Origin of the sequence: Roseomonas chloroacetimidivorans, assembly GCF_049629625.1 — a bacterium.
In the GTDB taxonomy this organism is placed as follows: domain Bacteria; phylum Pseudomonadota; class Alphaproteobacteria; order Acetobacterales; family Acetobacteraceae; genus Roseomonas; species Roseomonas chloroacetimidivorans.
Genome location: NZ_JBNBZS010000016.1, coordinates 104,218 through 130,789, shown reverse-complemented (window position 1 = coordinate 130,789; position 26,572 = coordinate 104,218). Strand labels below are relative to the sequence as shown.

The window sequence follows — 26,572 nt, the reverse complement described above, 5'->3', positions numbered from 1 at the left end:
ACTGCCCTCGCGGACCGGTCAGGACTTCACGTGCTTTGCATCGTGGTCACGTCGTGCTCGTAGAGCCAGTCTCCGCCAAGGCCCGTCTTCTGCGGGTTGAGCAGTCCCTTGGCAAAGTAGACCGCATCGCGCCAGAGCCGCGCCATCGGTGAGGTCAGATGATTTTTCCGTCCCTGCTCGCGCGCACGCAGCAGGACACGGCTGGTGCGGGGAAGCCGCTCCCGCTCATAGGCCGCCAGGGCAGCCAGAACGCCGTCGGCACCACCGTGTCCCACAAGACGGCCGAGGACATAGCCGTCCTCCAATGACATGGCGGCACCTTGGGAGAGAAAGGGTAGCATGGCATGCGCCGCGTCACCGAGCAAAGTTACGCGCCCGGCGCTCCAGCTTCTCATCGGATCGCGGTCAAAAAGGCCCCACTTGAAGATATCCTGGGACATGCCGAGCAGCTTCAGGAGGCGTGGATGCCAGCCGGGATAGGCGGCCAGCATCTCCTCACGCGTGGAGCGCGCGCTCCAGCTCTCGTCCTGCCAGGTCTTTGTTTCGTGCACGGCGACAATGTTCACGCCGCGTCCACCACGGATCCAATACGTCACCACATGGCCGTGCGGGCCGAACCAGGCGGAGGTCGCCGGCGCGACGAGCTCGAAATCCGGCGCGTCAAAGGGCACAATGCCGCGCCAGCACATCGTTCCAGTGTAGCGGGCTGGTTCATCGCTGAAAACGGAACGGCGTACGGCCGAGTGGATACCGTCCGCGCCGACGATCAGATCGGCCTCGACCTCCGTACCGTCTGCGAAGCGGGCAATGGCACTCGCGCCCTCCGTCCGGGCTCCAGCGCAGCGCATGCCCAGATGGATCGGCACAACGCCGGCACCCCTCCACAGGACTTCGTGCAACTCGGCGCGGTGGGTCTGAAGATAAGGAGCGCCGTACATGCGAGGGCTGTCGGTCAGCGGCGTACGGAATGTCTCCCGGCCCGTCAGCCCGTCCAGGCCGATGATCGCCTGCGGTCGAAAGCCGACCTTCAGGATCTCCTCCTCTAACCCCAGACCGCGAAGGGCTTTCACGCCATTGGGTGTGATCTGAATGCCGGCGCCGACCTCGCCAATGGCAGGGGCTTGTTCGTAAATTGATACCTCGGCACCGGCCCGGCGCAGGGCGCATGCAGCGGCGAGTCCGCCGATTCCGGCTCCAATGACGACAACCTTGGCTGGTCGGGGCATGCGACTTCCTTCCCGGTGCCCAGCGGGCCACCACGAACGAGGAGGGGGCGCTTAGCCCCCGAGATAGGCCTGAAGCAGCGCCTTATCGGCCCGCAGCGCCTTGGTCGGGCTGTCAGCCACGACCCGACCAGAGGACAGGACATAAGCGCGAGAGGCCAGGTTGAGGGCGAGACTGATATTCTGCTCGACCAGCAGCACCGACACGCCGCGGGCATGAACGGTGCGGATAATCGTCGCAACCTGCTGCATCAGAACGGGGCTGAGACCCAGCGACGGTTCGTCGAGCAACAGCAGCTTGGGCGCGGACATCAGTGCGCGGCCAACGGCCAGCATCTGCTGCTGCCCTCCACTGAGGCGGCCGGCATACTCCGTGCGGCGTTCCCGTAAGACGGGGAAGCTGCTGAAGACCTCCTCCATCCGGTCCCGGACCACAGCGCGGTCCGAAACCGTATAGGCGCCCAGCTCCAGGTTCTCGGCCACTGTCATGCGCGGCCACACCTTGCGTTCCTCCGGGCAGTGGGCAATCCCATGGCGGACCACATTGTCCGGCCGCTCACGCGCGATCTCCTGGCCCTGGAATGTGATGCTGCCGGCCTTGGGACGTAGCAGCGCGGAGATGGTGCGAAGGGTGGTGGTCTTGCCGGCGCCGTTCGGCCCGAGCAGCGCGACGACCTCGCTCTCCCGCACCCTCAACGACACACCCTGAAGGATATTGACGGCTCCGTAGCCGCTTCGCACAGCCTCGAGTTCGAGCATCAGGCCGCCTCCTCGAAGGGCGTGCCGAGATAGGCTTCGACCACCTGCGGATTCTCCTTCACCTGCGCTGGCGTACCTTCGGCAATCTTCTCGCCGAAATTCAGCACCACGACACGGTCGGAGACAGACATGACGAGGTCCATGTCATGCTCCACGAGCAGGATGGTCAAGCCAAGCTCGTCCCGCAGACGGCGCAGCAGCTCCGTCAGCTTCTCACCCTCCCGGCTGTTAAGGCCAGCCGCCGGTTCGTCCAGCAGCAGCAGACGTGGGCGGACGCAGAGGGCGATAGCAATCTCCAGCAGTCGGAGCTGGCCATAGGCCAGGCGCTTCGCCGGAGTGCTGCTGAAGCGTGTCAGCCCCAGCAGGTCGAGAATGCCGCGGGCTACCTCCATAGTCTGCTCGGCCCGTTGCCGCGCAGCACGCAGGCCGAAAACATCGCTGACCAGATTACTGCGCATATGCAGGTAGCTGGCCAGCCGCAGATTCTCGACCGCAGGTAGGTTCGCGAAGACATTGGTGATCTGGAAGCTGCGAACCATGCCGTGGCGCGCGATGGCTTCAGGCCTTAGTCCGGTAATCTCCTCGCCTTCCAACCGGACATGGCCACTATCCGGGCGGGCGAAGCCGGTGACGAGGTTGAACAGTGTCGTCTTGCCCGCGCCATTCGGGCCGATAAGGCTCACGATTTCGCCTCTGTCGACGCGCAAGTCGACATTTCTTACGGCCTGCAGGCCGCCATAGCGCTTGGAAATGCCTTTGATCTCAAGCATGGCGGTGCCTCAGGAGCGTAGAGGGGAGTCGAGGGCGCCCGAAGCGGTTTCCTCGGCCAGCTTGGACTGCCGGCGCCAACGTAGGCTGACGAGGCCGTCCGGGAGGAACAGTACGGCTAGGACGAGCAGAATGCCGAAGATGCTCAGCCGCGCTTCGTTCACCGAGCGCAGAAGCTCCAGTGTGATTCCGACCACAGCAGCTCCGAGCACCGGCCCGAGCAGCGTACCGCGGCCGCCGATCACCACCATCATCAGGGCCGAAAGGGTAAAGCCGAAGCCCAGCACCTCCGGCCCGACGAAGGTAAGGTAATGGGCATAGAAGGAGCCCGCGACCCCCGCCAAAACACCACCTGCGACGAAGGCGACCAGGGCGTGGCGGAAGGGATCGACGCCGACCGCGCGGGCCAAGCGCCGGTTCTCGCGCACAGCCAGAGCGCCAAGACCGAAGCTGGAGCGGGCAAATCGCCATGCGGCGTAAAGCGTGACGGCCAGCAGCCCTAGGCCAAGGTAGTAAAAATGAGCTTTGGAACTGAAGTCGGCCAGAACCGTGCCGCCAAAGGAAAGCTGCGGTGCCGGGATATTCGGGTAGCCCAGCGGCCCGCGTAGCAGGTCGACCGAGTTCATCACGACGTAACGCAGCACCTCGGCGAAGGCGAGGGAGATGAGTACGAAGAAGTGGCCCTCCAGGCGCAGCGTGACCGCGCCGATGGCCAGGGCTGCAAGGCCAGCTACGATTCCGGCAGCGAGCAAGCAGAGATAGAAGGGGAGTCCGGCCTCGGTGGACAGCACGGCCGAGGTGTAGGCGCCCAGCCCGAGAAAGGCAGCATGACCCAGTGACAGCTCGCCGACATAGCCGACGATCAGGTTCAGGCTGGTCGAAAGCATGGCGTAGAAGAAGGTCATTATCAGCAGGTGCAGCACGTACTGGTCACCGACCAGGGAAGGCATGACCGCAGCGAGCGCGAGTAGGAGGAGGACGATCCGGTTCTCGGTCATGGCTATCAACCCTCGCGCGCTGCCGGGGCACCGAGCAGTCCGCTCGGGCGGAAGAGGAGGATGGCGATGACAAGCACGAACCCAACCGCATCCATGTAACCGGTGGAGACGAAGCCGCCCCAGAGGCTTTCAGCCAGACCGAGCAGAATGCCGCCGAGTACCGCGCCTGGCAGGCTGCCGATGCCGCCAAGAATGATGACGACGAAGGCCTTCACCGCCGCGGGCTCCGCTCGACTGGGGTCAACCACGAAAACGGCCCCGAGCAGGATCCCGGCCAGTCCGGCCAGCGTGGTGCCCAGGGCAAAGGTGAAGCGGTGGACGCGCGCTATGGGGATGCCGGCCAGCGCCGCTGCCTCAGGCTGCTGGAAGACCGCCCGCATGGCCCTGCCGGCGCGGGTGTGGGAGATCAACAGCCAGGTCGCGACAATGGCCACAACCGAAACGCCAATGGCGAGGATGCGGGACTGGGAGATGATGACGTCGCCCAGAAAAATTGGCGGCCCCTCGAGCCCGGTCTGAACGTTCTTTGGCTCCGTGCCGAACACCATCAGCATGGTATTTACGAGAAAGACCGACAGACCGATCGTGACAAGGGTCACGGGCAGGATGTGGGCGTCGCGCATGCGGGCGAGGAGTCCGGCCTCAATCGCCACGCCCACGCCCCACATAATCACCAGCACTGCGGGAATGGCGGCCCAAAGGGGCAGGCCGAGGCGTTCCGTCGCTACGCTGGCCAGCATGCCGCCGAGCACGAAGAGCGCCCCATGGGCGAAGTTCACGATGTTCATGAGACCGAAGACGAGGGAAAGGCCCAGGGCCGTCAGGGCGTAGAAGCACCCTGTCACCACGCCGTTCAGCGCGAATTGCAGGAGGTCGCTGAGCAGCATGGGCCTTTCCCTTTCTCGTTAATCGCAGTCAGTCGTTGCGCTCGAGCTGCGCGGTGCCGCGCACCTCCGGCTTTCCGCTCTCGATTTCGACCACATAGAGTTGCAGGCCGTAGATCTGATGCTTGCCGTCGAAACGTAGATTACCGGTCGGTCCGGTATAATCAGTCTGCTCCAACGCCGCCTGGACTGCTGCAGCGTCGGTGGAGCCGGCACGTTGGATGGCCTGAGCGATAATGTTCATGGTGGTGTAGCCGGACGCCGAGTACTTGCCGGGATCCTCATTGTGCATGGCTCGGTAGTCGCGCACGAAGGCGGCGTTACGCTCACCGGGCGCATTGGCCGTATAGGCAACACCGGCCAGAAGGCCGTTTGCGGCGGGACCAACCAGATTTAGGAAAGTCGGGGTGGTCCAGGCGCCGACGCCGAAGATTTTGGACGGTAGGCGCAGCTCGCGCGCCTGCTTCACAAGGGTCGCGGCGGCCTGGGTCTCGGCGACGACGATCACCAGGTCAGGCCGCGCGCTGCGGATGCGGGTGAGGGGAGTATAGAAGTCGCTGGCGTGGTGATCGAAAAATTCGGAAAGCGAGGTCTTTACGTTCAGCTTGTCGAAGACGCTACGGAACGAAGAGACAGTGCCGCGGCCCCAATCGTCGTTCACGGCCAGGAAAGCCACCGTCTTGGCCTTCGTCTCCTCGACCAGCCCACGCGCGAAGGCGGTGGCGATCATCGCGTCCGTCTCGGCATTGCGGAAGAACCAGCGGTTTCCCGCCTCGGTCAGAGCGGGGAGGGAGGATACGCCGGTGACCAGTGGCACGCGGTTGCGATCGGCGATCGGCATCACGGCCTGCGTCGCACCACTACAGAAGGCGCCCATCAGTACAGACACCTTCTCGGCGGTGATCAGGCGTTCGGCGGCTGCGACGGAATCGGCAGGGCGGCATGCGCCGTCGGCGATCACCAGCTCAAGTGGACGGCCCAGCACACCGCCGGCGCGGTTAATCTCGTCAGCAGCCAAGCGGGCACCTCGGATCACGCTGGTGCCGTCGAAGGCGACCGGGCCTGTCTGCGGCTCAATGACGCCCACACGCACAGGCTGCGGCTGTGCGAGTGCAGCACCGGCCGTGACACCGAGCAGGAGGACTCCGGCGAGAAGACGGCGAAGATCCAACATTCCCAATTCTCCTTGCGTCCGAAACGCGACGAACCGCTGGATGACGATTCCCGACATCCTCCTCGCCTGGAGGGCGGTATCATCTCGCCCTAAAGCAAACCGGATGCCACTATGGCGGTGTTCAGTATTTGGTCGGCCAATTAATTGACATTGGCTCCGACCGGTCAAGCGCAGATTGCGCCGCGCGCGCGATCTTCCACATTCCGGCGGGTCGGGCCGAGTGGCTTGCGTTCGACGCGCTCGCTGTTCCTGATATCGCCTCTTCTTCCTGCAGGAACCCAGCCGATAGATCTTTGGCGCCTCTCTGCCACTGCAATCGCCACAGTCGTGCGTCGGCGCGAAGTCTCTGCCCTAGAAGCCGCAGGCGATGGGCCGTCTCGTCTCCACGCTGTCAATCCAGCTTTGGACGCGGTGGTTGACCATCGCTCGGAGAAGGTCCTGGCCGAAGCTGTCTGTGCCACCCTGGCGCCCGGCAAGGATCCTTGCCCTCTTGCCGGCGTGCCGGTCACCACCAAGATCAATCTGGATCAGCGCGGCTTCGACACAACGAATGGCCTGCGCCTTCAGAGGGACCTCGTCGCCTCGGAGGACAGCCCGGTTGCTGCCAGTCTGCAACGTGCCGTACTTGGCCTGGCTGCCATGGCAAAGCCGGACTGGCCCGACTTCTGGTGGGGTGCTTACGCCCCTGGACAGTGTCTTCCCACACCCAGGCGCACCACCATCCGCATTGCGCTGGAGGGGTTGCCTGCCAAGCCGGGGATTACTGAGGTGCTCCAGGACGCGGCCGCCCAGCTGCGCCACGCCGGCCGGGTGGTGGACGAAGTGGCGCCGCCCACCTGTTTTCCGCACGGTGGTTGACCTCTCGCCAACTCCTGATCTAGCTGGCCTTCAGCCGGCGTCGTTCCGGCGTGCGACGCTGATCCGTCGGTGGCAGGGATACCTGGCCGAGTGGCTTCTGGTTCTGCTGCCGGCTTCCGCGGAGCTGCCCTTTGCGGATCGGCTGGACCTTAAGGACGTTCCGCGGGTGGAAGCACAGATGACCCAGGGCCGCTTGCCCTTACTCGGCCTGCCCTGGCTGACGGTGATGACGGGGCGGAATGGCCGCACACTGGTCGGCCTGCGACTCGTGGCCGCCCGCCACCGGGAGGACGTCCCTCTCGCCACGGGCGAGGCAATAGAGGCGCCTGGGGCCGCTATCACCCCGGCCGACCCGCGGGGTGCGGCGTGACCGAGCCGAAGAAGCGGGCACCGCGGCGGAGAGTTGGGCCCGGGCGCCCCGAGGGAACGAGCGACCTTCGGGAGCGCATCCTCGACGCCGCTGAACGAAAATTCGGCAATCTGGGCTTTGATGGTGCATCCCTGCGTGACATTGCCGGCGAGGCGGGCGCCACGCAGGCTTTGGTTAACTACTACTTCCGGTCCAAGCAGGGCCTGTTTGAGGAGGCCTATCGCCGGCGCGCGGACCTGATTGGCCAGGACCGGCTTCTGCGTCTTGAGGCACTGCAGGCCCGAGGAACACCACCCACCCTGCCGGAGCTGATCGAGGCCTTCATCGCCGGCATCATGGCCTTGCGCACCTCCCCAGGCGGACGAGCGTTCATCCGGCTGCAGGCTCGGCTCAACATCGAAACGAGCCGCGCCGCACTCCGGCTCCGAAGGGACAGCTACGACCGCTCGACCCACGCCTATGTGCAGGAGTTCCGCCGGTGCGTGCCGCACCTGACCGAGACCCAGGCCTATATGCGCTTTGTCCTCATGGTCGGCGCCTATCTCTACGCAGTATCCGACACCAACCGGCTGAACGAGCTCTCGGACGAGGCGGGTACCGATGCTGACTCGGCGGACCTCATGGCGGAGACAGTCGCCTTCCTGACCGGTGGCTTCGAGGCCGTCACGCCGCCCAGCCGGGCGACGCGCAAGGCTCCGGCTCCGAAGGCGCGGGTGGCGCCGCGCCTCGTGCGGAGCTGAGGCGGCCTTAGGCCGCCTGGGACTGCGGCTGAGCTTGCGGCTCCAGGCTCCTCGCCGTCGCGTCATACTCATAGACCCAGTTGGCGCCGAGGCCAGTTGTCTGCGGGTTAATGACACTGCGGATGAAGTACTTCACGTCGCGGCGGATCTGCGCGAGGCGGGAGGAGAGGTGATAGGTCTTGCCGCGCTCGCGTGCCTCCAGTTGCACGCGGCTGGTGCGGGGACGACGGCGGGCCTCATAGCGGGCCAGCCCGGCCTCGGGCGTGGCCTCCTCGGCCAAGCTGCGGGCGAGCACATAGCCGTCCTCGATCGCCATGGCAGCACCCTGGGAGAGAAAGGGCAGCATGGGATGGGCCGCGTCGCCGAGCAGGGTGACACGCCCCTGAGTCCAGGCCGGCATAGGGTCGCGGTCGAAGAGGCCCCATTTGAAAGTCTCAGTGACGTTGGAGAAGAGCTTTTGCAGGTTCGGATGCCAGCCGGCATATCCGGCCATCAGCTCCTCCCGTGTGCTCGGGGTGGTCCAAGACTCCTCGACCCAGTCCTCATGCTCCAGCACGGCGACGATGTTCACGGCACGGCCGCCAGAAACGTAGTAGGTCACCACGTGACCATTCGGGCCAAGCCAGAAGGAGCTGTCCGGGCTTACGAAGTCCAGCGGCTGCTTCTCGAAAGGCACCACCGCGCGCCAGCACATATGGCCGGTATAGCGGGGCGGCTCGTCGCCGAAGATCTCCCGGCGCACGACGGAGTGGATGCCATCCGCTCCGACGATGACGTCAGCCTCGAACTCGCTTCCATCGGCGAAGATAGCCGTCGCCGTCTTGCCCGACTGGCGGATAGCGGTGCAGGGGCTGGCGAGCTTGGCCGTACCATGTGGAACCTGCTCCGCCAGGATGCGGTGCAGGTCGGCCCGGTGGACATGGAAGAAGGGCGCCCCGTAGAGCCGCGGGCAGTCCTCGGCTAAGGGTGTGCGCCACATCACCCGTCCGCTGCGCCAGTTCCGGCCGATGATGTTCTGCGGCAAGAAGCTGACGGCCTGAAGCTTCTCGAACAAGCCGAGCGCGCGCATGACCTTGACGGCGTTGGGGGTCATCTGAATGCCGGCCCCGACCTCCCCGAAGGCTGGGGCGCGCTCGAAGAGCCGCACCTCGGTCCCGCGCTGCCGCAGGGCTTCGGCGAGCGCCAGCCCGCCAATGCCCCCGCCAATAATGCCGACACGAAGTTGACGCTGCATGGGAGTTCCGATTCAAGCCTTCTCAGAAAGTTAAGCCGGAGATCCGACCTTCACCGAGGTCCTGGGTTGCCACGCGGCCCGGCCCGGGCCTCAGCAGCCGCTCACTCGGCGGCGAGTGCGATCTGGTCGAGGACCTTGCCGTCCTGTGTCACGGGGGTGCCGTCGAGGCGGACGGTGCAGCGGCGGAGCGGGATGTCGATATGGCAGGGCGTGTTGCGCGTGCCGCCGGCCTCGGTATTGGGCCCGAGCGAGAAGAGGAAGTTGCCCGCAAACGCCCGCGCATCCATGCCGATGGTCTGCTCGCGGTCATAGAGCGAGAGCACGGACCAGCGCGCCCGGTCCTGCAGCCCCCAGCCGATATGGGAGATGGCATAGGCCTCGGGGTCGTTGAAGGACTGCATGTAGTCCTGCAGCAACTCGGCATCGAGCCCGCCCTCGATCTTGACCGCGTAGCCGTCCTTGACCGTCAGGATGATCTTGTCCTGCACATAGGACTTCTGCGGCAGCAGGATGTCGCCCCGGTCGATCACGATGGTGCCGTTGGATTGGCCCTCATTCGGCCAGGTGGCCAGGAAGCCCGAGGGCCAGTGGTCCCAGCGCCCGGGCTCATCGACAAAGCCGTATTCCTCCAGCAGCGGGTACTGGCCCAGGGCGCAGCGCAGGTCCGTCCCGGCCGCCGAGGTGACGTGCATCTCCCTGGCCGCCTTCAGCTTCTCGGCCGCCGCCTTGACCCGGATCTTGTCCTCCATGCTCGGCACCAGCCGCGCCAGCACCTCCGGCGGCTCCACCGCCAGCAGCATGCGCGTGCCGCTCTCCAGGATCTCCCCCTGCTCCGGGGAGAAGAGCAGCAGCATCAGGTCGAGCACCAGGTCGCTCGCCTTCAGCGCCGCCATGCCGGCCGGGTTCCCCGTCAGCGGCGTGTCGCCCACAAAGGCCAGCGCGTCGCGCGAGAGCGAGGCCTCGCCATTCATCGGCTGCAGGTCCAGCCGGTTCACGACCGCCCCCATGCCGCGCGCCGCAATCATGGCGGTCGACAGCGTCTGCGGGTGCGTCGCCGCCCCGGTCAGCACCGTGACCACCTCGCCCGCCCTGAGATTGGAAAGCGTCAGGACCTTCTTCCAGGCCTCGATCATGTCCGCGTCGCTGATCGCCATGGGGCTGTGCCTTTCCCGTATGCCGTCATTTAATTGTATGGCCAAAAAATAACCGTGCAACGGCAAAATCCGCATGGCGACAGGGTTGCCACACGCTTGTCCGGGACAGCGAACCGGTCGGCGGGTCCCTGTGGGAGGCGGAACCTCGAGCGATCCGTTGGACCGGACCGTGCTTTGGTTACGCATCGGCCGGATCGGCGCCGCCGGCATTCGCGGAGGCACCACCACATGGATCTGGCACCATCAGTCCGATAGCCTCCCCACATAGGCCGTTGCCGGGCGCCATTGAGGAGATCATTCCATGCAAGCCCACATCTGCACCACGTGCGGCACCCAGTACCCGCCGGCAGATTTGCCCCCCAAGGCCTGCCCGATCTGCGAGGACGAACGGCAGTATATGCTACCCACGGGCCAGGGCTGGACGACACTTGAGCGCCTTAGACTGGCCTACATGAACGCTTTCCGCGATGAAGCGGGCGTTCTCGGTATCGGCACGGCTCCCAGCTTCGGCATCGGCCAGCGGGCGCTGCTGGTGCGGACGCCGGCAGGAAATGTGCTGTGGGACTGCATCGCCCTTATTGATGCATCGACAATCGAGCTGATCCGGGGGGTAGGTGGGATTTCGGCCATCGCCATCTCTCACCCCCATTACTACACGACCATGCTGGAATGGAGCGCGGCCTTCGGCGGCGTGCCCATCCATCTGCATGCCGATGACCGCGCATGGATCATGCGGGAGGGGCCGTCCGTGCAACTCTGGGAAGGCGAGACGAAGGAGATTGCGCCGGGCCTTACACTCATCCGCTGCGGCGGGCACTTCGCCGGCGGCACGGTCATGCATTCCGCATTCGGCAAGGGCGCCATCTTCAGCGGGGATATCCTGCAGGTAGTCGCGGACCGCCGCTTCCTCGGATTTATGCGTTCCTACCCCAATTTCGTCCCGCTCGGAGCCGCGGCCGTGCAGCGCATCGCGGGCCGGCTGGCACCCTGGCGCTACGACGCCATCTACGGCGCCTTCTGGGACAAGGTGATTCCACATGGTGGCCAGGAGGCGATGCGCCGATCCGTGGAGCGGCACCTACGCTGGCTCAGCAGCCCTCCTGAATGAGACGCTTGAACACGCCAGAACGGGATTCGGACGTCGGAGTGCGGCGGCCGCATCGATGGCCGCTTAGAGGCTCAAAAGACTGGCATTGCCGCCAGCCGCCGTGGTGTTGGCGCTGATTGAGCGCTCGGCCATTAGCATGTCGAGACGGTAGCAGCCATCCTGCACGGCGATGACTGGCCGAACGGGCCCGTCGGCAGCGGCGACGGCCAGGGCAAAGGTACGCAGGGTCTCAGGGCCGCCCTCGAAAAGAACTGCATCGGAGCCCTGTATACTGTCATCATCCGCGCGGCTGATCCAGGTGGCCAGGACGGGAGGAATATTCCCGGGTAACCACTCCGGGTTCCGGATCCGCGCAAAGTTTCCTGTGGCGAGGCAGGCCGAAACCTGCATCAGCAATCCTTCCTGCGTGGAGGCGAGGCACAGCACTTTGCCACGCGGGCGCAGGCTGTAGCGGTTCAGCTCGCCCACCGGGCCGGGTAACTCTATGTCGAGTCCGGTGCGGGCGGCGGCGGCCTGTTGGTTGCAGCGGTCGGCGAGATCGCTCAGCCGCTGAGCACGCAGCCAATCCTCGAATGGGCGCAGCGCCGGCCGGGGCCTGGCGGTGGGCAGCTCGGAGGCGGCTGGGCAGGATGCCAGTAGGCGGCGCAGATAGAGCGGCCCTCCCGCCTTGGGCCCAGTGCCGGAAAGGCCGTGGCCACCGAAGGGCTGCACTCCCACAACCGCCCCGATCAGGTTCCGGTTGACGTAGATGTTGCCAGCCCGCGAGAGCTCTGTGAGACGTTCGATGGTCTCGTCGACGCGTGTATGTACTCCGAAGGTCAGGCCGTAACCGGTTGCATTGATCTCACTCATCAGCGCCTCCGTCTCCTCGCGCCGGAAGCGAAGTACATGCAGCACGGGACCGAACACCTCATGCTTCAGTTGCGAGATCCGGCCGACCTCGACAATGGTTGGGGCAACGAAGCTACCCTGGCGGCAAGCCTCCGGCAGGGGGAAGGCATGCACCGGGCGGCCCTGCGCACGCATTCTTTCGATATGGCCTTGGATACTGACCCGTGCCTCCTCGGTAATGACGGGCCCGACATCAGTGGAAAGGCGGTCGGGATTGCCGATGGAGAGCTCGGCCAAAGCCCCCTTCAGCATCGACGTAATGCGGTCCGCCACCTCCTCCTGAATGCAAAGTACCCGCAGGGCAGAGCAGCGCTGGCCCGCGCTGTCGAAGGCTGAGGCGAGGACATCTGCCACGACCTGCTCCGGAAGTGCCGAGCTGTCCACCACGAGCGCGTTCTGTCCACCTGTCTCCGCAATCAGAGGAATCGGCTGGCCTACAGGACTCAGGCGCTCTGCGAGCTGGCGCTGAATCACCCGTGCAACCTCCGTGGATCCGGTGAACATGATGCCCTGGGTGCGCGGATCCCCAGCAAGCCGGGCGCCGACTTTGCCATCTCCAGGCAGGAGCTGGAGCACCGCCGGCGGGACGCCGGCTTCACGCAAGAGGCGGACGGCGACGGAGGCGATCAGCGGCACCTCCTCCGCTGGCTTAGCCAACACAGGATTCCCGGCTGCAAGTGCGGCTGCGATCTGGCCGGTGAAAATCGCCAGCGGAAAGTTCCAGGGCGAGATGCACGCCACGGGGCCAAGCGGGCGATGAACGGCATTGTCGAAGCCGCGTGCCTGGCTGGCGTAGTAGCGCAGGAAGTCCACGGCCTCGCGCACCTCGCCGACGGCGTTGGGGATGGACTTGCCCGCCTCTCGCACGATGGGGCCGAGCATTGCGCCCAGGCGCGCTTCCATCAGGTCGGCGGCGTGCTCAAGGATCGCTGCGCGCTCGTCCGGGGCGGTGGCGGCCCAGCCCGGTGCGGCCGCCTGCGCGTGGTCCAGGGCGGAATCCACCAGGTCCTCTGTTGCCTCCACGACATATCCCACCAGATCGCGTCGATCCGCCGGGTTGCGAACCTCTCTGGCAGTACCCTCGACGGCGCCGTCGCCTACGAGGGGGAAGGCGTGTAGCGGTGCGGTGCCGTGCGGGAGCGTGGTGGCGAGCGCGGCCAGACGCTGCTCATTCGTCAGGTCCAGCCCGGCGGAGTTGACCCGCGCGGTGCCGAATAGTGCGCGCGGCTGCGTGATGAGGTCATGTGGGCGCCCCAATGGCGAAAGCCCGCGTGCCTCGGCGACAGGGTCGGCCGCAAGCACCTCAACCGGAATTGCGAGGTCGTTCATGCGGTTGACGAAGGAGGAGTTAGCGCCGTTCTCCAATAGGCGACGGACGAGATAGGCTAGCAATGTCTCATGCGTGCCCACCGGGGCGTAGATCCGACACGGACGGTTCAAGTGGTCGTGGCCGACCACCTCCTCATAGAGCGGCTCGCCCATGCCGTGCAGGCATTGGAACTCGTACTGGCCGGGATGGTAGCGCCCCGGGCCGGCCATTTCGTAGATGGCCGCAACTGTTCTGGCATTATGAGTGGCGAATTGCGGGAAGGCGGCATCAGGCGCGGCCAGAAGCCGTCGTGCGCAGGCAAGATAGGATACATCCGTGTGGACCTTCCGCGTGAAGACCGGGAAGCCTTCCAACCCGTCAACCTGTGCGCGTTTGATCTCGCTGTCCCAGTAAGCGCCCTTCACCAGGCGCACCATGATGCGGCGTCCCGTGCGGCGGGCGAGGTCGATGACGAAGTCGCTCACGAAGGGGGCACGCCGCTGGTAGGCCTGTATAACGAAGCCGACGCCGCTCCAGTTCGCCAGGCGGGTATCGTTGCAGAGTGCTTCCAGTAGGTCGAGTGAAAGCTCCAGCCGCTCAGCTTCTTCCGCGTCGATGTTCAGGCCGATGTCGTAGTGTCGGGCAAGTACGGCAAGGTTCGCGACGCGCGGCAGCAGCTCCGCCATGACCCGCTCGCGCTGCGCACGACTATAGCGCGGGTGCAGGGCGGAGAGCTTGATCGAGATACCGGGGCCGTCCTGAATTCCGCGGCCTCCGGAGGCATTGCCAATGTTGTGGATCGCTTCCTCATAAGAGTGGAGATAGCGGGCGGCGTCATCTGCCGTGGCCGCAGCCTCACCCAGCATGTCATAGGAGTAGCGAAAGCCCTTAGCCTCCATGCCTCGGCTGTTGGACAAGGCCTCTTCGATTGTCTGGCCTGCGACGAACTGCTCGCCCAGCATTCGCATGCCGAGATCAACGCCGAGGCGGATCACTGGCTCGCCGGTGCGTGCGATCAGGCGGGTCAGTGCAGCCCCAAGCCCAGCCTCGCTATTCGTTGCCGTTAGCCGCCCCGTAATCACCAGGCCCCAGGCGGCCGCATTGACGAAGGGGGACGGGGAGCGCCCGAGATGCGCGCTCCAGTCGCCGCCGCCGATCTTGTCGCGGATCAGCGCGTCGCGTGTGGCCGCATCGGGGATGCGCAGCAGCGCCTCGGCGAGGCACATGAGCGCCACGCCCTCCTGGCTAGACAGAGCAAACTCTTGAAGCAGCGCCTCCACTCCGCCCCGCCGGCGCTTGGCACGGACGCCAGTGATAAGCCGGCGAGCGCGTGCAGCCACCCTGGCTTCTACCTCCGGTCCCAGGCTGGCCGCCTCGATCAGCGGCGGAAGGCATTCCTCCTCCGGCCGCCGATAGGCGGCCGTGATCGCGGCACGAAGCGGCGTCTGTGGGCGCACGGCCTTGGCGAAGGCAAGAAAAGGGGCAGGGGCCTCGCCGGACGGGATCTCGGTGTTGATCATCTCCATCCTCCCCATTGGAGCGGCTTCAGGACCGGGCGGATCTTATCTGGGGTGGCCGCGACAGATCGGCAGTAGACGGTGCCGCCTCTGGCCGGATCATGCACCGAAAACCTGCGGGGCCGTGGTCTCGCACTTGGTTCCCGGCCTCATTGCGGCACCGAACGGAAAGCTGTGGGCGGTTCGCGGCGCGGACCGAGCAGGGTTCCGCCCTCGAGCCTTAGGCGGCTGGACGGAAGATGCAGACGCAGCTCATCCGTCACCGGCTTCTGCGGACCCGGGGCCCAGGGAACTAACCTTTCGGCCTGGCGTTGCCGATCCGGTTGGTTGCGGACGCGGTGATGCAGGTTTTCTCGACCAGAACAGATCGGCGTCTGAGGCTGGCTGCGGGCCTTACGGCGGCCCTGCTGCTTCTCTCCGGTGTGACAGCCTTCGCCTACGTCCGATCCGGCGTGCCCTGGAAGGTGGGCCGCCCTGCATCGCAGCCCATTCCTTTCAGTCATGCCGTGCATGCCGTCGGGCTGGGCCTCGACTGCCGCTTCTGTCATGCGGGCGTGGAGCGCGCGGCTTCGGCAGGTATGCCGAGCGCGGAGACTTGCCTCGGCTGCCATGAGCGGGTCTGGAACGTCGCGGCGCAGTTCGTGCCCCTCCGGGCCGCGGTTGCGCGGGGCGTGCCGGTGGAGTGGGCCTCCGTCAGCCGCCTGCCGGACCATGTGCGCTTCGATCACGCGGCCCACTTCCAGGCCGGCGTCGGTTGCGGAACCTGTCACGGGCCCGTCCAGGATATGCCGCGAACGGCGCGGGCGGAAACTCTATCCATGGCTTTCTGCCTTGATTGCCACCGCGACCCGACGGCGCGCTTGAGGGCTCCGCCGCCCGGCGGCAATCCCCACGCGGTCGCGGAGCGGCCCGGCATCCGGCCGCACGGCCTACAGACCCATCGTTATGAGCATTATGGCGTCGAGGTTTCCCCGCTCACCCGTTGCTCGACATGCCACCGATGAACGCGCACCCTCCCATTCGTCGGGGCCCCGACCCCGCGCCCGAGCCGCAGCAGCCGGCTGCCGTCTCGGCCGCACCGCACAGTTCGGTGGAGCGCCGCGACGCCCTTCGCATCATGGGTGCCTCGCTTGCCTTGGCCGCGCTGGGCGGCTGCGACGAGGCGTCCGAGCACGGCCATCCCCTTTATGCCCCGGCCCGCGCCGCCCATGGCGAGCTGGATTCGGCCGAATACGCGACCGTGCTGGAACTGGATGGGCTGTCGCGCGGCGTGATCGTCCGTACGCGCGGCGGCCACGCCGTGAAGGTGGAGGGCAATCCCCGCCACCCCTCCAGCTTGGGTGCCACCGATATCTTCGCCGAAGCCAGTGTCCTCTCGCTGCACGACCCACATCGCTCGCGCCGCATTCGGCGGGAGGGCCGTCCCGTGCCGGCAGCGGCACTGGATGCCAGCCTGGCGGCCGCCCGCGCCGAACTGGCGCCGAGCGGTGGTCAGGGCCTGCGGATCCTGACCGGCCCCGTCTCCTCTCCGACGCTGGCGCGGGTGCTCGGCGAGTTGCTGGCCACCTTCCCCGGAGCCCGCTGGCACCAACACGATCCGCTGGCCGGAGATGCTGCTCTTGAAGGGGCAATGCGCGCTTTCGGGCGGCCGCTCACTGTCGTGCCGGATCTCTCTCGCGCCCGGGTGGTGCTCTGTCTCGGCGCCGACCCGCTGGGCGACATGCCGGGCCATCTTCGCCACGCGCGTGACTGGATTACGGCCCGCGCGGCGGGGCGCGGGGCGCAGCTTATCGTCGCGGAGGCCGGGCCGAGCATCACGGGCGCCCGGGCGGACCGCCGCATCCCCCTTCATCCCGCCGAGGCGGAGTCTTTCGCACGCGCCGTGGCGGCCGCGCTGGGCGTGGGGAGGCTGATGGCTCCGGGCGGGCATGAGAAGGCGAAAGAGATCGCCGCGGCGCTGGCCGGGGCTGGGTCCGGGGGAATGGTCATCGCCGGGCGGGGCGAGGGGGCCGCGGTCCACGCGCTCGCCCATGCGATGAACGCGCAGCTTCGCAGCACCGTGGTCCGTCAAATTCCCCCGCCGCTTGCTCGGCCCGAGCCGATGGCTGCCTCTCTCGCCGGGCTGGTGGCGGAAATGGAGGCGGGCGCGGTGACGCATCTGCTCATCCTCGGGGCTAACCCGACCTATGATGCCCCCGCCGCGCTTCGCTTCGATGCCGCGCTGCGTCGCGTGCCTTTCACGCTGCATCTTGGCTACCGGCAGGATGAAACGGCCCGGCTTTGCACCTGGCATGTGCCGCTTTCGCATCCGCTGGAGTCCTGGGGCGACTCACGCGGCTTCGACGGCACTCCCGCTATACGCCAGCCCGTCTCTGCGCCCCTGGTCGAGGAGGCGCGCGCGGAGACCGAGCTTCTCACACTGCTGCTCGGCACCCCCGCGACCGCCCGAGCGGCGGTGGAGGCAAGCTGGCGCGCCGCCTGGACCGGACGTGATTTCGAGGCGGCCTGGGCGGAGGCGCTGGAGGCTGGCGTGGCTGGTGATGCGTCCGCTGCGCTCGACATTCCTCTACGGGAGGGCTGGGACCAAGTCTCGTCCCCCCTGCCGGACGGTCTTGCCGCGATCTTTGTGCCTGATCCCGGCACACGCGGCGGTGCCGAGGCGCATGAAGCCTGGCTCCAGGAAATGCCACGGCCACTGACCAAGATCACCTGGGGCAATGCCGCATTGATGGCTCCTGCCACTCTGGCGGAACTGGGCCTTGCGCCTGGGGACGAGGTGGAACTGAGCCTGGAGGGACGCAGTCTCCTTGCCCCCTGCTGGCCGGTTCCGGGCCATGCCCCCGGCTGCGTCACGCTGCCGCTCGGCGGGGGGCGCCGCGCCGGCGGGCCGGTGGGGGAAGGGAGGGGCTTCGACGCCTATTCCCTCCGGCCCGCCGACGGTGCCTGGGTCGTCCCTGGTCTCTCACTACGCTCCACCGGCCGGAATACCCCGCCGGTCACCACGGACTCCCATCACAGCCTCAATCCCACGGAGGCGATCCGTATCGTCGCGCCCGGCGGCACCCTGCCGCAGCCGGAGCGCGACGCCTCCCTGTATGGGGACTGGCCCTATCCGGGCCATGCCTGGGGGATGGCGATCGACATCGACGCTTGCATCGGCTGCAACGCATGCGCCCTGGCCTGTCAGGCGGAAAACAATGTTCCCGTCGTAGGCCCGCTTGCCGTCTCGCAGGGGCGCGAGATGCACTGGCTCCGCGTGGATCGGTACCTCCATGGAGAGGAGGACAATCCAACTGCCAGTTTTCAGCCTGTGCCGTGCATGCATTGCGAGCAGGCACCCTGCGAACCCGTATGCCCCGTCAATGCCACGCTGCACGACCATGAGGGGCTGAACGTGATGGTGTATCCGCGCTGTATCGGCACGCGCAGCTGCTCCAACAACTGCCCCTACAAGGTCCGCCGGTTCAACTGGTCGGACCACCGCCGCCTCCTCGACACTCCGGCTCGCAACCCGGATGTCTCGCTGCGGCCGCGTGGTGTGATGGAGAAATGCACCTACTGTACGCAACGCATCACCGCCGCGCGGAGTAAGGCGGCCACCGAAGGCCGTGCTCTCAGTGACGGAGAGGTGGAGACCGCGTGCCAGCGCGCTTGCCCCACCCGCGCCATCGCCTTCGGCGATCTCAACGATGCCGACAGTGCCGTTTCGCGCGCGAAGCGGAACGGGCGCCATTACGCGCTTCTCGGGGAGCTCGGCACGCGCCCGCGCACCACTTATCTCGCCCGCGTCATGCCAGAGGCAGAGACATGAGCGACGTTACCGCGCCCGTCGCGGAAGCTGCGCTGCGCCCGGGCGCCTGGAGCTTCCGCCTCTCCGCGGCGCTCTGCACGGCGGGGGTGATCGTGCTGGCGATTTCCGTTGCCGCCGTGGTGCTGCAGGGCGTGGGCGTGTGGGGGAACAACATCCCTCATGTGTGGGGCTTCGACCTCATCGCCTATGCCTGGTGGATCGGCATCGCAAACGCCGCAAGCCTCTTCGCGGCCATTCTCGTGCTGCGCCGCCACGGCCTTCGCACCGCCGTGAACCGCTTCGCCGAGGCCGCCGCGCTTGCCGCAATCCTTGCCGCCGCCCTCTACCCGATCCTGCATCTCGGGCGGCCGTGGCTGTCCCTGTGGACCTTTCCCTACCCCTCCTACACCACGCTCTGGCCCCAATTCGGCAGTCCGCTGGTCTGGGATTTCTGGGGCATCATGTCCCACGTCATCGTCACTTCTCTTTTCTGGTATATCGGTCTCATTCCTGACCTGGCGACGATGCGCGACCGCGCCGCTAGGCGCGGCCGCATCCGCCTCGCCCGCGCCTATGGTCTTCTCGCCCTTGGCTGGCGCGGCTCCGTCGCCCACTGGCATCGTCATCAGGCCGCCTATCGCCTGGTCGCGGCCATGGTGCTGCCCCTTCTGCTCTGGGCGCAGACGGTGGTGGCGCTGGAATTCGCCACCACCCTCGTCCCCGCCTGGCACCAGGCGCGGCTGCCGCTGCATGTGGTCGTCACCGGCCTCCCCTCGGGCCTGGGCATCGTTCTCTCTCTGGCGGCCGTACTGCGCTTCGCACTCTCGCTGGAGCGTTTCGTCGATGATGCGGATATGGATCTGCTCGGCCGCCTTCTCGCCTGCGCCGGCCTGGCGGCGGGCCTCGCCTATGCGCATGAGCTGCTGGTCGGCTTCGTCGAGGAAGATGAGACGACCCAGGCTGCCCTCATCGCACGTGTGCTGGGTAAGGGGGCGCCGGCCTATTGGGGCGCGGTCCTCCTCTCGGCCGTCGTGCCTCAACTTCTCTGGCACGACGGGCTGCGCCGGCACACCGCCATCGTGGTCCCGGCCGGCCTGCTCGCCGCATCCGGGGTCTGGTTGGACCGCTGGTCCCTCGTGGTGGACGGCCTTCTTCGCGACCACCTCCCCAGCATGGCCCGCGGTTATACGCCCAGCACCGCCGAATGGGGGCTCCTCGGCGGCACCGTGGCACTCTTTGCCCTTGTCCTGCTTCTCTTCGGCCGCCTCGTGCCGGCCGTTTCCATGTTCGAGACGCGCCATGAGGAGAGTGAGGCCGAAGCCGAGGAGGAAGAGCGATGAGCCACCTGCCTCCCTTCGGCGTCATGGCGGAGTTCGCTGAAGCCGAGGCTATGACCGGAGCGGTCCGTGCCGCCCGCGCCGCCGGCTGGACGCGGATAGAAGCCTATTCCCCCTATCCCGTTCCAGAGGCCGCCGAGGCGCTCGGCGTCAGCGCTGCGCCGATAGGCTATATTGCTGTGGCCGCCGCCGTCATCGGCGCGGCTCTCTCGGCCGGTGCGGCTTGGTACATCTCCGTCCACCTCTACCCCGTGAATGTTGGCGGGCGGCCACCCAATGCCTGGCCGGTTTTCCTGCCCACCACCTATCTCATCCCGATCCTCTGGGCCTGCACGGCGGCGCTGGTCGGCATGCTGGTGCTGAACGGCTTGCCTCGGCTGAATCATCCCGCCTTTCATGCCCGCGGCTTCCACCGGGCCAGCGAAGACCGGTTCTTCCTTTTCCTCTCCGCCGAGGACCCGCTCTACGCATCCGAGCCCGCCAGGCGCTTCTTGCGTGAACTCTCTCCCCTTCGAGTGACGGAGGTGCAGAGCGCGTGAGATGGCTCTTCCTTCTCCTTCTTCTCACAGGCTGCGACGGCTGGCCGGAAAGCCCAAAACCGCCGCCCCCAGCCCCTCCGCCCGATGGTTCCGTCCCGCGTGGCACCGCCGCGCAAGCGCGCGCCCTGGCCTCGCCGGGCCCGCCCGTCGATGCAGCCTTGCTGGCCCAAGGTGCGGACCGGTACGCCATCTTCTGCACCCCCTGCCACGGCGCGCGCGGCCTGGGCGACGGCGTCGTTGTCAAGCGCGGGCACCCGCACATCACGCCACTACCGTCCGATCCCGCGCGCAGCATGGCCGCGATTACCGGGAACCTTGCCGGTGCCCATCCCCATTCCGACCGGCTGGACCCTCACCAGCGCTGGGCTGTCGCCCGGCATGTAGAGGTCCTGATGCGAGGAAGGCCATGACGGCGCTCGCGGAAGCCTGGCTCCTCGCCTTCCTGCTGGCCGCAACGCTCGGGGCAGGGGTGCTGGCGGTGCTTGCAAGCGGCATCCTGCTACAGGAGCGCTGGGTGGAGCCTCTCAGGCCAATCCTCTCCGCCGCAGCGCGGATGATGCCGGCGCTTCCCTTCCTGGCGCTGCCGCTCCTGGCGTTATCGGGCCGGCTTTACCCATGGGCGGACCGCCCCCGGGGGCTGGTCGTGCTTGTCGCCAGTGTGGTGATCCTACTGCTTTGGTCCGTTCTGGGCCGGCAACTCGCGCGCCCGGCGCCGGCCCGCTGGGGGGCAGGGGTGGCGCTGCTCCTGCTGCCTCTCACCGCCGCGATCGGGTTTGAGGACTGGGCGCTCTCCCGCGATCGGGGTTGGGTCGGCAGTCTCAACGGCCTTGCCATGCTGATCGGTGGCGCGGCGGCCGCGCTCGGCATGGCGGTGCTGGTGCATGGAAATCCGGCGGAGCCGGAGGCACGGACCGGGCTGGAGCGGGCGCTGCTGGCACTCGGAATCTTCACACTCTGGCTGCTCTTTGTGCCCTTCGTCACAGTCTGGGCAGCCGACCTGCCGGCAGAGGCCGCCTGGTATCTTCGACGACAGGAAGGCCCCTGGCAGTGGCTGAACCCTGGCCTCGTCGTGTCCGCGCTGGGCGCGGCTCTCGCCCTGGCCGCCGTCCCGCAGTGGTCGGCCTGGCGCATGCGGGCCGTTTGTGCGCTGCTCGTCCTGCAGCACGCCGGCTTGGTGCTGTGGACGGTGCGGCCGGATGCGCCACTGGCACCCGGCGCTACAGGAGGCACGCCGCAGCTGCTTGCGGACGCAATTGTGATCGGCCTCGTCGCACTCCTGCTGTTGCTGATGGCCCGTGTGGTGAGGCGCCGAGGCACCTGACCTGTATGATCGCCCATGATTCGGCAATGCGAGGGCCAGCGCGTGAATCCTGCCGAGGCCGTTCCCTTCTGTGGCCTGCCGCCACTTCCGGGCGCGGCGACCTGGAATTTCGACGCGCTGTTGGTCGGCGTGTTGCTGGTCGCGCTGGGCTGGGGCTGGCGGGCATCGGAGGATCGGCGCCTGTTCCTGTCCGGCTGGGCCGTGCTGGCATTGGCGCTGCTCTCGCCGCTCTGCAGCGTCGCCGTGGCGCTCTTCTCCGCACGGGCGGGGCAGCACCTGTTGGTGATGCTGGTCGCGGCACCGCTGGTCGCGGCGGGGCTGCGCGCCCGCGCCGCGTCTACAGGGGAGCTCACCTTTTCCACGGCCATTTTCGCGATCGCGCTGTGGTTCTGGCACCTTCCCGCACCCTATGCGCTGACCTTCCGGTCGGATGTCGCGTGGTGGGCCATGCACGCCTCTTTGTTCGGTACCGCTGCCTGGCTCTGGCATGGCGCGGTGCGGGCCAGCCGCGTGGAGGCAACCCTGTTCTCCGGTCTGGTGACCGCCGCGCAGATGGGGGGGCTGGGCGCTTTCCTCACCTTTGCGCAGCGCCCGCTTTTCGCGCCGCATGCGCTGACCACCTTACCATGGGGGCTAACGCCGCTGGACGATCAGCAACTCGGCGGGCTGTTGATGTGGGTGCCCGGCGGTGTGGCTTTCGCGGGGCTGGCCCTGCTCCCGCTCTCCCGCGCGCTGCGCCTGGGGAGGGACCGGCTGGAGGCGTGAGGCGGCTTCTTCCTCTTCTTTTCCTGGCGGGCTGCTCGGGCGTGCAGACACCCCTCGATCCCTGGGGCGTGCAGGCGGAGCGCATCGCGGTGCTCAGCCAGGTGCTGTTCTGGGGCGGTGGGGCGGTGTTCGCCATCACTATGGCCTTCCTGGCGCTCGCCCTTTTTGCCCCGGCGCGCCTGCGCCAGGCGATGGGATCGCGCCGCTTCGCCATCGCTGGCGGCATCGTCTTTCCTGTGACGGTGCTGACGGCTTTGCTGGCCTATTCCCTCGGCGTCTCGCGCGCGCTGCTCCAGCCCATGTCCGAGGCGCCGCTGCGGATCGAAATCATCGGGCGCCAGTACTGGTGGGAGGTGCGCTACCCCGATCTTGGCGAGGGTGCCGTCACCGCCAATGCCCTGCACCTGCCGCGTGGACGCGAGGTGGAGCTGCATCTTACCTCCGCCGACGTCATCCACAGCGTCTGGGTGCCCAACCTGCATGGAAAGCTGGATATGATTCCCGGGCGCGTGAACCGCCAGCGCCTGCGCGCTGACCGCACGGGTGAACTGCGCGGGCAGTGCACGGAGTTCTGCGGCATCCAGCACACGCGGATGGCCTTCGATGTCCTCGTGCAGGAACCCGCCGAATTCGAGGCCTGGATCGCACGCCAGCGCGCTCCGGTGCCAGAGCCTCGGACAGCGGAGCACCGCCGCGGCATGGAAGTTTTCGGTGAGGCTGGCTGCGGCGCCTGCCATGCCGTGCGCGGCACGCCCTGGACGGCGCGGATCGCGCCCGACCTTTCCCGCATCGGCTCCCGCGCCACCTTGGCAGCGGGGACGCTGCCAAATACGCGGGGCAACCTCGCGGGTTGGATCGCTGCGCCGCAGGATATCAAGCCGGGCAACGCCATGCCCGCCTATGCGCGTGCGCTGGAGGGTTCCGACCTGCTCGCCCTGACTTCCTGGCTGGAGACGCTGCGTTGAGCGATCTTCCGAACCCGCTTCCGCGCCCGCCAGAGGAGTTGGGCCGCCTGGAGCATGCCTGGGCCTTTCCCCGCGGCATTGCCGTGATCACGGAGATCAACAACAACCTTATCGGCCCGCTTTTTCTTGCCACCGCGCTGATGTTCCTTCTGCTGGCAGGGCTTCTGGGCGTGCTGATCCGGTTGCAACTCGCCTTGCCCGGCCTGAACATCCTGGATGCGGATACCTACAACCAGGTCTTCACCACCCATGGCGTGGTGATGATGTTCCTCTTCGCCGTGCCGGTGGTGGAGGCGGTCGGCATCTCGTTTCTGCCCGCCATGCTCGGCGCAAGGGAAATGCCCACGCCGCGCCTCGGGGCCTATGCCTATTGGATCTACCTGATCGGCGGCACGGCCTTCTTTGCGTCGCTCTTCTTTGGCGCGGCGCCCGACGGCGGCTGGTTCATGTACCCTCCGCTGACCGGAAAGGCCGCATCGCCCGGCGTCAACACCGACATGTATCTCCTGGGCATCGGCTTTATTGAGATCTCCGCGATAGCCGGTGCGATCGAGCTGATCACGGGCATCCTGCGCTGCCGCGCGCCGGGGATGACGCTGGGGCGGATGCCCATCTTCGCCTGGGCGATGCTCGTCTTCGCGGCCATGGTGGTCTTCGCTTTCCCCGCGGTCATCATCGCCTCCACCCTGCTGGAGCTGGAGCGCGCCTTCGACTGGCCCTTCTTCATCCCGGAGCGCGGTGGTGACCCGATGCTCTGGCAACACCTGTTCTGGTTCTTCGGGCACCCGGAGGTCTACATCATCTTTCTGCCCGCCGCGGGCATGGTGTCGATGATTGTGCCGGCCATGGCACGGGCGCCGTTGATCGGCCAGTCGCTGGTGGTACTGGCGCTGGTAGGCACGGCCTTCCTCTCTTTCGGGCTGTGGGTCCATCATATGTACACCACTGGCATCCCGGGGCTGAGCCTGGCCTTCTTCGCCTCTGCGGGCTTCGCGGTCTCGGTGCCGACGGGACTTCAGGTCTTCGCCTGGATTGCGACCTTCGCCTCCGGCAGGAAGGTTCGGATCGCGACGCCAACGCTTTTCATCCTCGGCTTCATCTTCATCTTCTCGCTGGGTGGGCTGACGGGCGTGATGGTTTCCGTCACGCCCTTCGACTGGCAGGCGCATGACACGTATTTCGTCGTGGCCCATCTCCACTACGTGCTGATCGGGGGAATGGTCTTCCCGGTGCTCGCGGCGCTCTACTACTGGGCACCCGCCCTCGGCACGCCGCTTTCCGAACGCCTGGGAAGATGGGTGTTCGGACTGCTCTTCCTGGGCGTGAATCTCACTTTCTTCCCGATGCACATTTCGGGATTCCTGGGCATGCCGCGGCGCATCTACACCTACCCTGCGGGCTATGGGCTGGAGATCTGGAACGCGCTCTCCTCCATCGGCGCGCTGGTGGTGCTGCTGGGCGGGATGCTGCTCCTTGTCGACATCCTGCGGCACTTCCGGGTGCAGCAAGGCGGCGGAAACCACTGGGATGCCGGCACGCTCGAATGGCTGCCGAACATGAATTACGGACCGCGCAGCATTCCGGCGGTGGACAGCCGTTACCCGCTCTGGCGCCACCCCGGTCTGGCAAAGGAGGTGGAGGCGGGCGGCCATTACCTGCCCGGCACCCTTACCGGGCGGCGGGAGGGCTTGGTGGTCAGCCCCGCCGAGGGCATCCCGCAATATGTTGCGGTCCTGCCCGGCCCGAGCTGGGCCCATATCGTCGCGGCCGTCGGAACGGCAGGCTTTTTTCTCGTACTGACCGTGGAATGGCTCGTACCTGCAGGCGCTTTCGCCCTGCTGGCGTTCGGGGCCTTCCTCTATTGGCTCTGGACCGGCACCGACTTTGGCCCCATCGGGGAGGGCCGCGGCGATATCGGTGGCGGGATCGTCCTGCCCACTTACGTGACGGGACCAATGGCTACCTCCTGGTGGGCCATGATCGTGCTGATGCTGGTCATGGGCTCTTGCTACGCCTGCCTCATTGGCAGCTATCTCTTCCTCTGGCTCGTGAACGGGGACGGGATGTGGCCTCCGGCGGGGCTGGGCTCGCCGGTGCTGGGCTGGGGAGGCGCGGCCCTGGTCCTTTATCTGCTGGCAGGTGGCGCGATGATGCTGGCCAGCCGGATGCTGCGGACACGGAACCGTCTGCCATTCTGGGGAATGCCGCTGGCGCTGGTGCTCATGCTCGGGGGCTTCGCTGCGGACCTCGCCGCGCTGCTCGGTTCAGGTTTGGAGCCGGAGCAGCATGCTCATTCCGCGATCTCCTACACGCTGCTGACTTGGCACGGCGCGATCGTGGCGGCCGCGCTCATCATGGTCCTCTACACCCAGGCACGGGCCTGGGCGGGGATGATCGACGGCACGCGGCGCCTGACCTTCGACAATATGATGCTGTTCTGGCTCTACACAGCGGGACAGGGGGCGGTGGGGCTGGTGCTGCTGCACGGCTTCCCGCGGCTGCTGTGACGGTGCGCACCGCCTCCGCTGGGAGGGCGGTGGTCCTGCCCGCCGCAGGCTTCATCATCTGGGCCATGCACTTCGGTGCGATCTACGCCGTGCACGCACTCGCTTGCGAGCGCGCGATGGCGGACTGGCAGCTATTCGGCCTGCCCTGGGTTTCCGTCCTGGTCAGTGGCGCGACGCTGCTGGCCCTGGCCGCGCTAGGCCTGACTTTCTTGCTGCTGCGACAGGGAGGCGGAGTGATAGAGGGTGGCGAGACAGAGCCGCTCTTCACCCAATGGTTTGGCGGAGCCGCCTGCGTCGTCGCCTGCTTCGCCATCTTGTTCGAGGCCCTGCCAGCCCTCGTGCTGCCGGCCTGCCGATAGGC

Annotated in this window: 23 protein-coding genes; 14 read left to right on the top strand and 9 right to left on the bottom strand. The window is 66.9% G+C overall.

Annotation, left to right across the window (positions count from 1 at the left end):
- Positions 1-26 precede the first annotated feature (26 nt).
- Genes ACO1BU_RS14380 through ACO1BU_RS14355 form a run of 6 tightly spaced genes read right to left on the bottom strand, consistent with a single transcriptional unit; the run spans position 27 to position 5,863 of the window.
- A complete protein-coding gene (locus ACO1BU_RS14380; RefSeq protein ID WP_424136649.1) occupies positions 27-1,226 on the bottom strand; it encodes an FAD-dependent monooxygenase in 1,200 nt (399 codons plus the stop codon).
- Between the two features lie 51 nt (positions 1,227-1,277).
- Positions 1,278-1,982, bottom strand: a complete 705-nt coding sequence (locus tag ACO1BU_RS14375; protein ID WP_424136648.1) for an ABC transporter ATP-binding protein — start codon at positions 1,980-1,982, stop codon at positions 1,278-1,280.
- Positions 1,982-2,752, bottom strand: coding sequence for an ABC transporter ATP-binding protein (locus ACO1BU_RS14370; RefSeq protein WP_424136647.1), 771 nt, complete (start codon positions 2,750-2,752; stop codon positions 1,982-1,984). The genes ACO1BU_RS14375 and ACO1BU_RS14370 overlap by 1 nt, the downstream gene beginning before the upstream one ends.
- 9 nt (positions 2,753-2,761) lie before the next feature.
- Positions 2,762-3,748, bottom strand: coding sequence for a branched-chain amino acid ABC transporter permease (locus tag ACO1BU_RS14365; RefSeq protein ID WP_424136646.1), 987 nt, complete (start codon positions 3,746-3,748; stop codon positions 2,762-2,764).
- 5 nt (positions 3,749-3,753) lie between these two features.
- Positions 3,754-4,635 carry a branched-chain amino acid ABC transporter permease gene (locus tag ACO1BU_RS14360; RefSeq protein WP_424136645.1) on the bottom strand — a complete coding sequence of 294 codons (882 nt, stop codon included), beginning with the start codon at positions 4,633-4,635 and terminating at the stop codon, positions 3,754-3,756.
- A 28-nt stretch (positions 4,636-4,663) separates the two neighbouring features.
- Positions 4,664-5,863 carry an ABC transporter substrate-binding protein gene (locus ACO1BU_RS14355; protein WP_424136644.1) on the bottom strand — a complete coding sequence of 400 codons (1,200 nt, stop codon included), beginning with the start codon at positions 5,861-5,863 and terminating at the stop codon, positions 4,664-4,666.
- A gap of 270 nt (positions 5,864-6,133) precedes the next feature.
- On the opposite strand from ACO1BU_RS14355, the gene ACO1BU_RS14350 reads away from it, so the two are divergent.
- The 3 genes from ACO1BU_RS14350 to ACO1BU_RS14340 all read left to right on the top strand — a co-directional run bounded on the left by ACO1BU_RS14350 (position 6,134) and on the right by ACO1BU_RS14340 (position 7,774).
- Positions 6,134-6,664, top strand: coding sequence for an amidase family protein (locus ACO1BU_RS14350; protein WP_424136643.1), 531 nt, complete (start codon positions 6,134-6,136; stop codon positions 6,662-6,664).
- Positions 6,665-6,842: 178 nt separating this feature from the next.
- A complete protein-coding gene (locus ACO1BU_RS14345; RefSeq protein ID WP_424136642.1) occupies positions 6,843-7,034 on the top strand; it encodes a hypothetical protein in 192 nt (63 codons plus the stop codon).
- Positions 7,031-7,774 (top strand): TetR family transcriptional regulator, encoded by a 744-nt coding sequence (locus ACO1BU_RS14340; RefSeq protein ID WP_424136641.1) that lies wholly within the window; start codon positions 7,031-7,033, stop codon positions 7,772-7,774. Before ACO1BU_RS14345 ends, ACO1BU_RS14340 begins: the two co-directional genes overlap by 4 nt.
- Positions 7,775-7,781: 7 nt before the next feature.
- On the opposite strand, the gene ACO1BU_RS14335 is transcribed toward ACO1BU_RS14340, so the two are convergent.
- Both ACO1BU_RS14335 and ACO1BU_RS14330 read right to left on the bottom strand, forming a co-directional pair.
- A complete protein-coding gene (locus tag ACO1BU_RS14335) occupies positions 7,782-9,008 on the bottom strand; it encodes an FAD-dependent monooxygenase (protein WP_424136640.1) in 1,227 nt (408 codons plus the stop codon).
- A gap of 101 nt (positions 9,009-9,109) precedes the next feature.
- On the bottom strand, positions 9,110-10,162 hold the full coding sequence (locus ACO1BU_RS14330; protein ID WP_424136639.1) for a 2,5-dihydroxypyridine 5,6-dioxygenase NicX family protein: 1,053 nt from the start codon (positions 10,160-10,162) through the stop codon (positions 9,110-9,112).
- Between the two features lie 301 nt (positions 10,163-10,463).
- Between ACO1BU_RS14330 and ACO1BU_RS14325 the strand changes: the two genes are divergently transcribed.
- Positions 10,464-11,270 (top strand): MBL fold metallo-hydrolase, encoded by an 807-nt coding sequence (locus ACO1BU_RS14325; RefSeq protein ID WP_424136638.1) that lies wholly within the window; start codon positions 10,464-10,466, stop codon positions 11,268-11,270.
- Between the two features lie 63 nt (positions 11,271-11,333).
- Here the strand turns inward: ACO1BU_RS14325 and putA are convergent, their stop codons facing one another.
- Positions 11,334-14,990: a trifunctional transcriptional regulator/proline dehydrogenase/L-glutamate gamma-semialdehyde dehydrogenase gene (gene putA / locus ACO1BU_RS14320; protein WP_424136637.1), complete on the bottom strand. Its 3,657-nt coding sequence runs from the start codon at positions 14,988-14,990 to the stop codon at positions 11,334-11,336.
- A 338-nt stretch (positions 14,991-15,328) separates the two neighbouring features.
- Here putA and ACO1BU_RS14315 point away from each other — a divergent pair, with 338 nt between their 5' ends.
- Genes ACO1BU_RS14315 through ACO1BU_RS14270 form a run of 10 tightly spaced genes read left to right on the top strand, consistent with a single transcriptional unit; the run spans position 15,329 to position 26,570 of the window.
- The gene (locus ACO1BU_RS14315; RefSeq protein WP_424136636.1) at positions 15,329-15,991 is read left to right on the top strand and encodes a cytochrome c3 family protein; all 663 of its coding nucleotides are present in this window, start codon (positions 15,329-15,331) and stop codon (positions 15,989-15,991) included.
- The gene (locus ACO1BU_RS14310) at positions 15,988-18,798 is read left to right on the top strand and encodes a 4Fe-4S dicluster domain-containing protein (RefSeq protein WP_424136635.1); all 2,811 of its coding nucleotides are present in this window, start codon (positions 15,988-15,990) and stop codon (positions 18,796-18,798) included. Before ACO1BU_RS14315 ends, ACO1BU_RS14310 begins: the two co-directional genes overlap by 4 nt.
- On the top strand, positions 18,795-20,117 hold the full coding sequence (gene nrfD, locus ACO1BU_RS14305; RefSeq protein ID WP_424136634.1) for an NrfD/PsrC family molybdoenzyme membrane anchor subunit: 1,323 nt from the start codon (positions 18,795-18,797) through the stop codon (positions 20,115-20,117). Before ACO1BU_RS14310 ends, nrfD begins: the two co-directional genes overlap by 4 nt.
- Entirely contained in the window at positions 20,114-20,653 is a 540-nt protein-coding gene (locus tag ACO1BU_RS14300; protein ID WP_424136633.1) for a DUF3341 domain-containing protein, read from the top strand. The genes nrfD and ACO1BU_RS14300 overlap by 4 nt, the downstream gene beginning before the upstream one ends.
- On the top strand, positions 20,650-21,063 hold the full coding sequence (locus ACO1BU_RS14295; protein ID WP_424136632.1) for a c-type cytochrome: 414 nt from the start codon (positions 20,650-20,652) through the stop codon (positions 21,061-21,063). The genes ACO1BU_RS14300 and ACO1BU_RS14295 overlap by 4 nt, the downstream gene beginning before the upstream one ends.
- Positions 21,060-21,974 (top strand): hypothetical protein, encoded by a 915-nt coding sequence (locus ACO1BU_RS14290; RefSeq protein WP_424136631.1) that lies wholly within the window; start codon positions 21,060-21,062, stop codon positions 21,972-21,974. Before ACO1BU_RS14295 ends, ACO1BU_RS14290 begins: the two co-directional genes overlap by 4 nt.
- Before the next feature lie 42 nt (positions 21,975-22,016).
- Positions 22,017-22,739: a cytochrome c oxidase assembly protein gene (locus ACO1BU_RS14285; protein WP_424136630.1), complete on the top strand. Its 723-nt coding sequence runs from the start codon at positions 22,017-22,019 to the stop codon at positions 22,737-22,739.
- Complete coding sequence (coxB, locus tag ACO1BU_RS14280; protein ID WP_424136629.1) at positions 22,736-23,704, top strand: cytochrome c oxidase subunit II; 969 nt, start codon at positions 22,736-22,738, stop codon at positions 23,702-23,704. Before ACO1BU_RS14285 ends, coxB begins: the two co-directional genes overlap by 4 nt.
- A complete protein-coding gene (locus ACO1BU_RS14275) occupies positions 23,701-26,211 on the top strand; it encodes a cbb3-type cytochrome c oxidase subunit I (protein WP_424136628.1) in 2,511 nt (836 codons plus the stop codon). Before coxB ends, ACO1BU_RS14275 begins: the two co-directional genes overlap by 4 nt.
- Positions 26,208-26,570, top strand: a complete 363-nt coding sequence (locus ACO1BU_RS14270; RefSeq protein WP_424136627.1) for a hypothetical protein — start codon at positions 26,208-26,210, stop codon at positions 26,568-26,570. The genes ACO1BU_RS14275 and ACO1BU_RS14270 overlap by 4 nt, the downstream gene beginning before the upstream one ends.
- Positions 26,571-26,572 lie beyond the last annotated feature (2 nt).

Excerpts from the sequence above, each read along its gene's own strand:
- ACO1BU_RS14325 (WP_424136638.1), top strand. The coding sequence starts at position 10,464 with ATGCAAGCCCACATCTGCACCACGTGCGGCACCCAGTACCCGCCGGCA.
- putA (WP_424136637.1), bottom strand. The coding sequence starts at position 14,990 with ATGATCAACACCGAGATCCCGTCCGGCGAGGCCCCTGCCCCTTTTCTT.
- ACO1BU_RS14345 (WP_424136642.1), top strand. The coding sequence starts at position 6,843 with ATGACCCAGGGCCGCTTGCCCTTACTCGGCCTGCCCTGGCTGACGGTG.
- ACO1BU_RS14330 (WP_424136639.1), bottom strand. The coding sequence starts at position 10,162 with ATGGCGATCAGCGACGCGGACATGATCGAGGCCTGGAAGAAGGTCCTG.
- ACO1BU_RS14380 (WP_424136649.1), bottom strand. The coding sequence starts at position 1,226 with ATGCCCCGACCAGCCAAGGTTGTCGTCATTGGAGCCGGAATCGGCGGA.
- ACO1BU_RS14355 (WP_424136644.1), bottom strand. The coding sequence starts at position 5,863 with ATGTCGGGAATCGTCATCCAGCGGTTCGTCGCGTTTCGGACGCAAGGA.
- ACO1BU_RS14360 (WP_424136645.1), bottom strand. The coding sequence starts at position 4,635 with ATGCTGCTCAGCGACCTCCTGCAATTCGCGCTGAACGGCGTGGTGACA.
- ACO1BU_RS14375 (WP_424136648.1), bottom strand. The coding sequence starts at position 1,982 with ATGCTCGAACTCGAGGCTGTGCGAAGCGGCTACGGAGCCGTCAATATC.
- nrfD (WP_424136634.1), top strand. The coding sequence starts at position 18,795 with ATGAGCGACGTTACCGCGCCCGTCGCGGAAGCTGCGCTGCGCCCGGGC.
- ACO1BU_RS14365 (WP_424136646.1), bottom strand. The coding sequence starts at position 3,748 with ATGACCGAGAACCGGATCGTCCTCCTCCTACTCGCGCTCGCTGCGGTC.
- ACO1BU_RS14370 (WP_424136647.1), bottom strand. The coding sequence starts at position 2,752 with ATGCTTGAGATCAAAGGCATTTCCAAGCGCTATGGCGGCCTGCAGGCC.
- ACO1BU_RS14335 (WP_424136640.1), bottom strand. The coding sequence starts at position 9,008 with ATGCAGCGTCAACTTCGTGTCGGCATTATTGGCGGGGGCATTGGCGGG.
- ACO1BU_RS14290 (WP_424136631.1), top strand. The coding sequence starts at position 21,060 with ATGACGGCGCTCGCGGAAGCCTGGCTCCTCGCCTTCCTGCTGGCCGCA.
- ACO1BU_RS14315 (WP_424136636.1), top strand. The coding sequence starts at position 15,329 with ATGCAGGTTTTCTCGACCAGAACAGATCGGCGTCTGAGGCTGGCTGCG.
- ACO1BU_RS14310 (WP_424136635.1), top strand. The coding sequence starts at position 15,988 with ATGAACGCGCACCCTCCCATTCGTCGGGGCCCCGACCCCGCGCCCGAG.
- ACO1BU_RS14300 (WP_424136633.1), top strand. The coding sequence starts at position 20,114 with ATGAGCCACCTGCCTCCCTTCGGCGTCATGGCGGAGTTCGCTGAAGCC.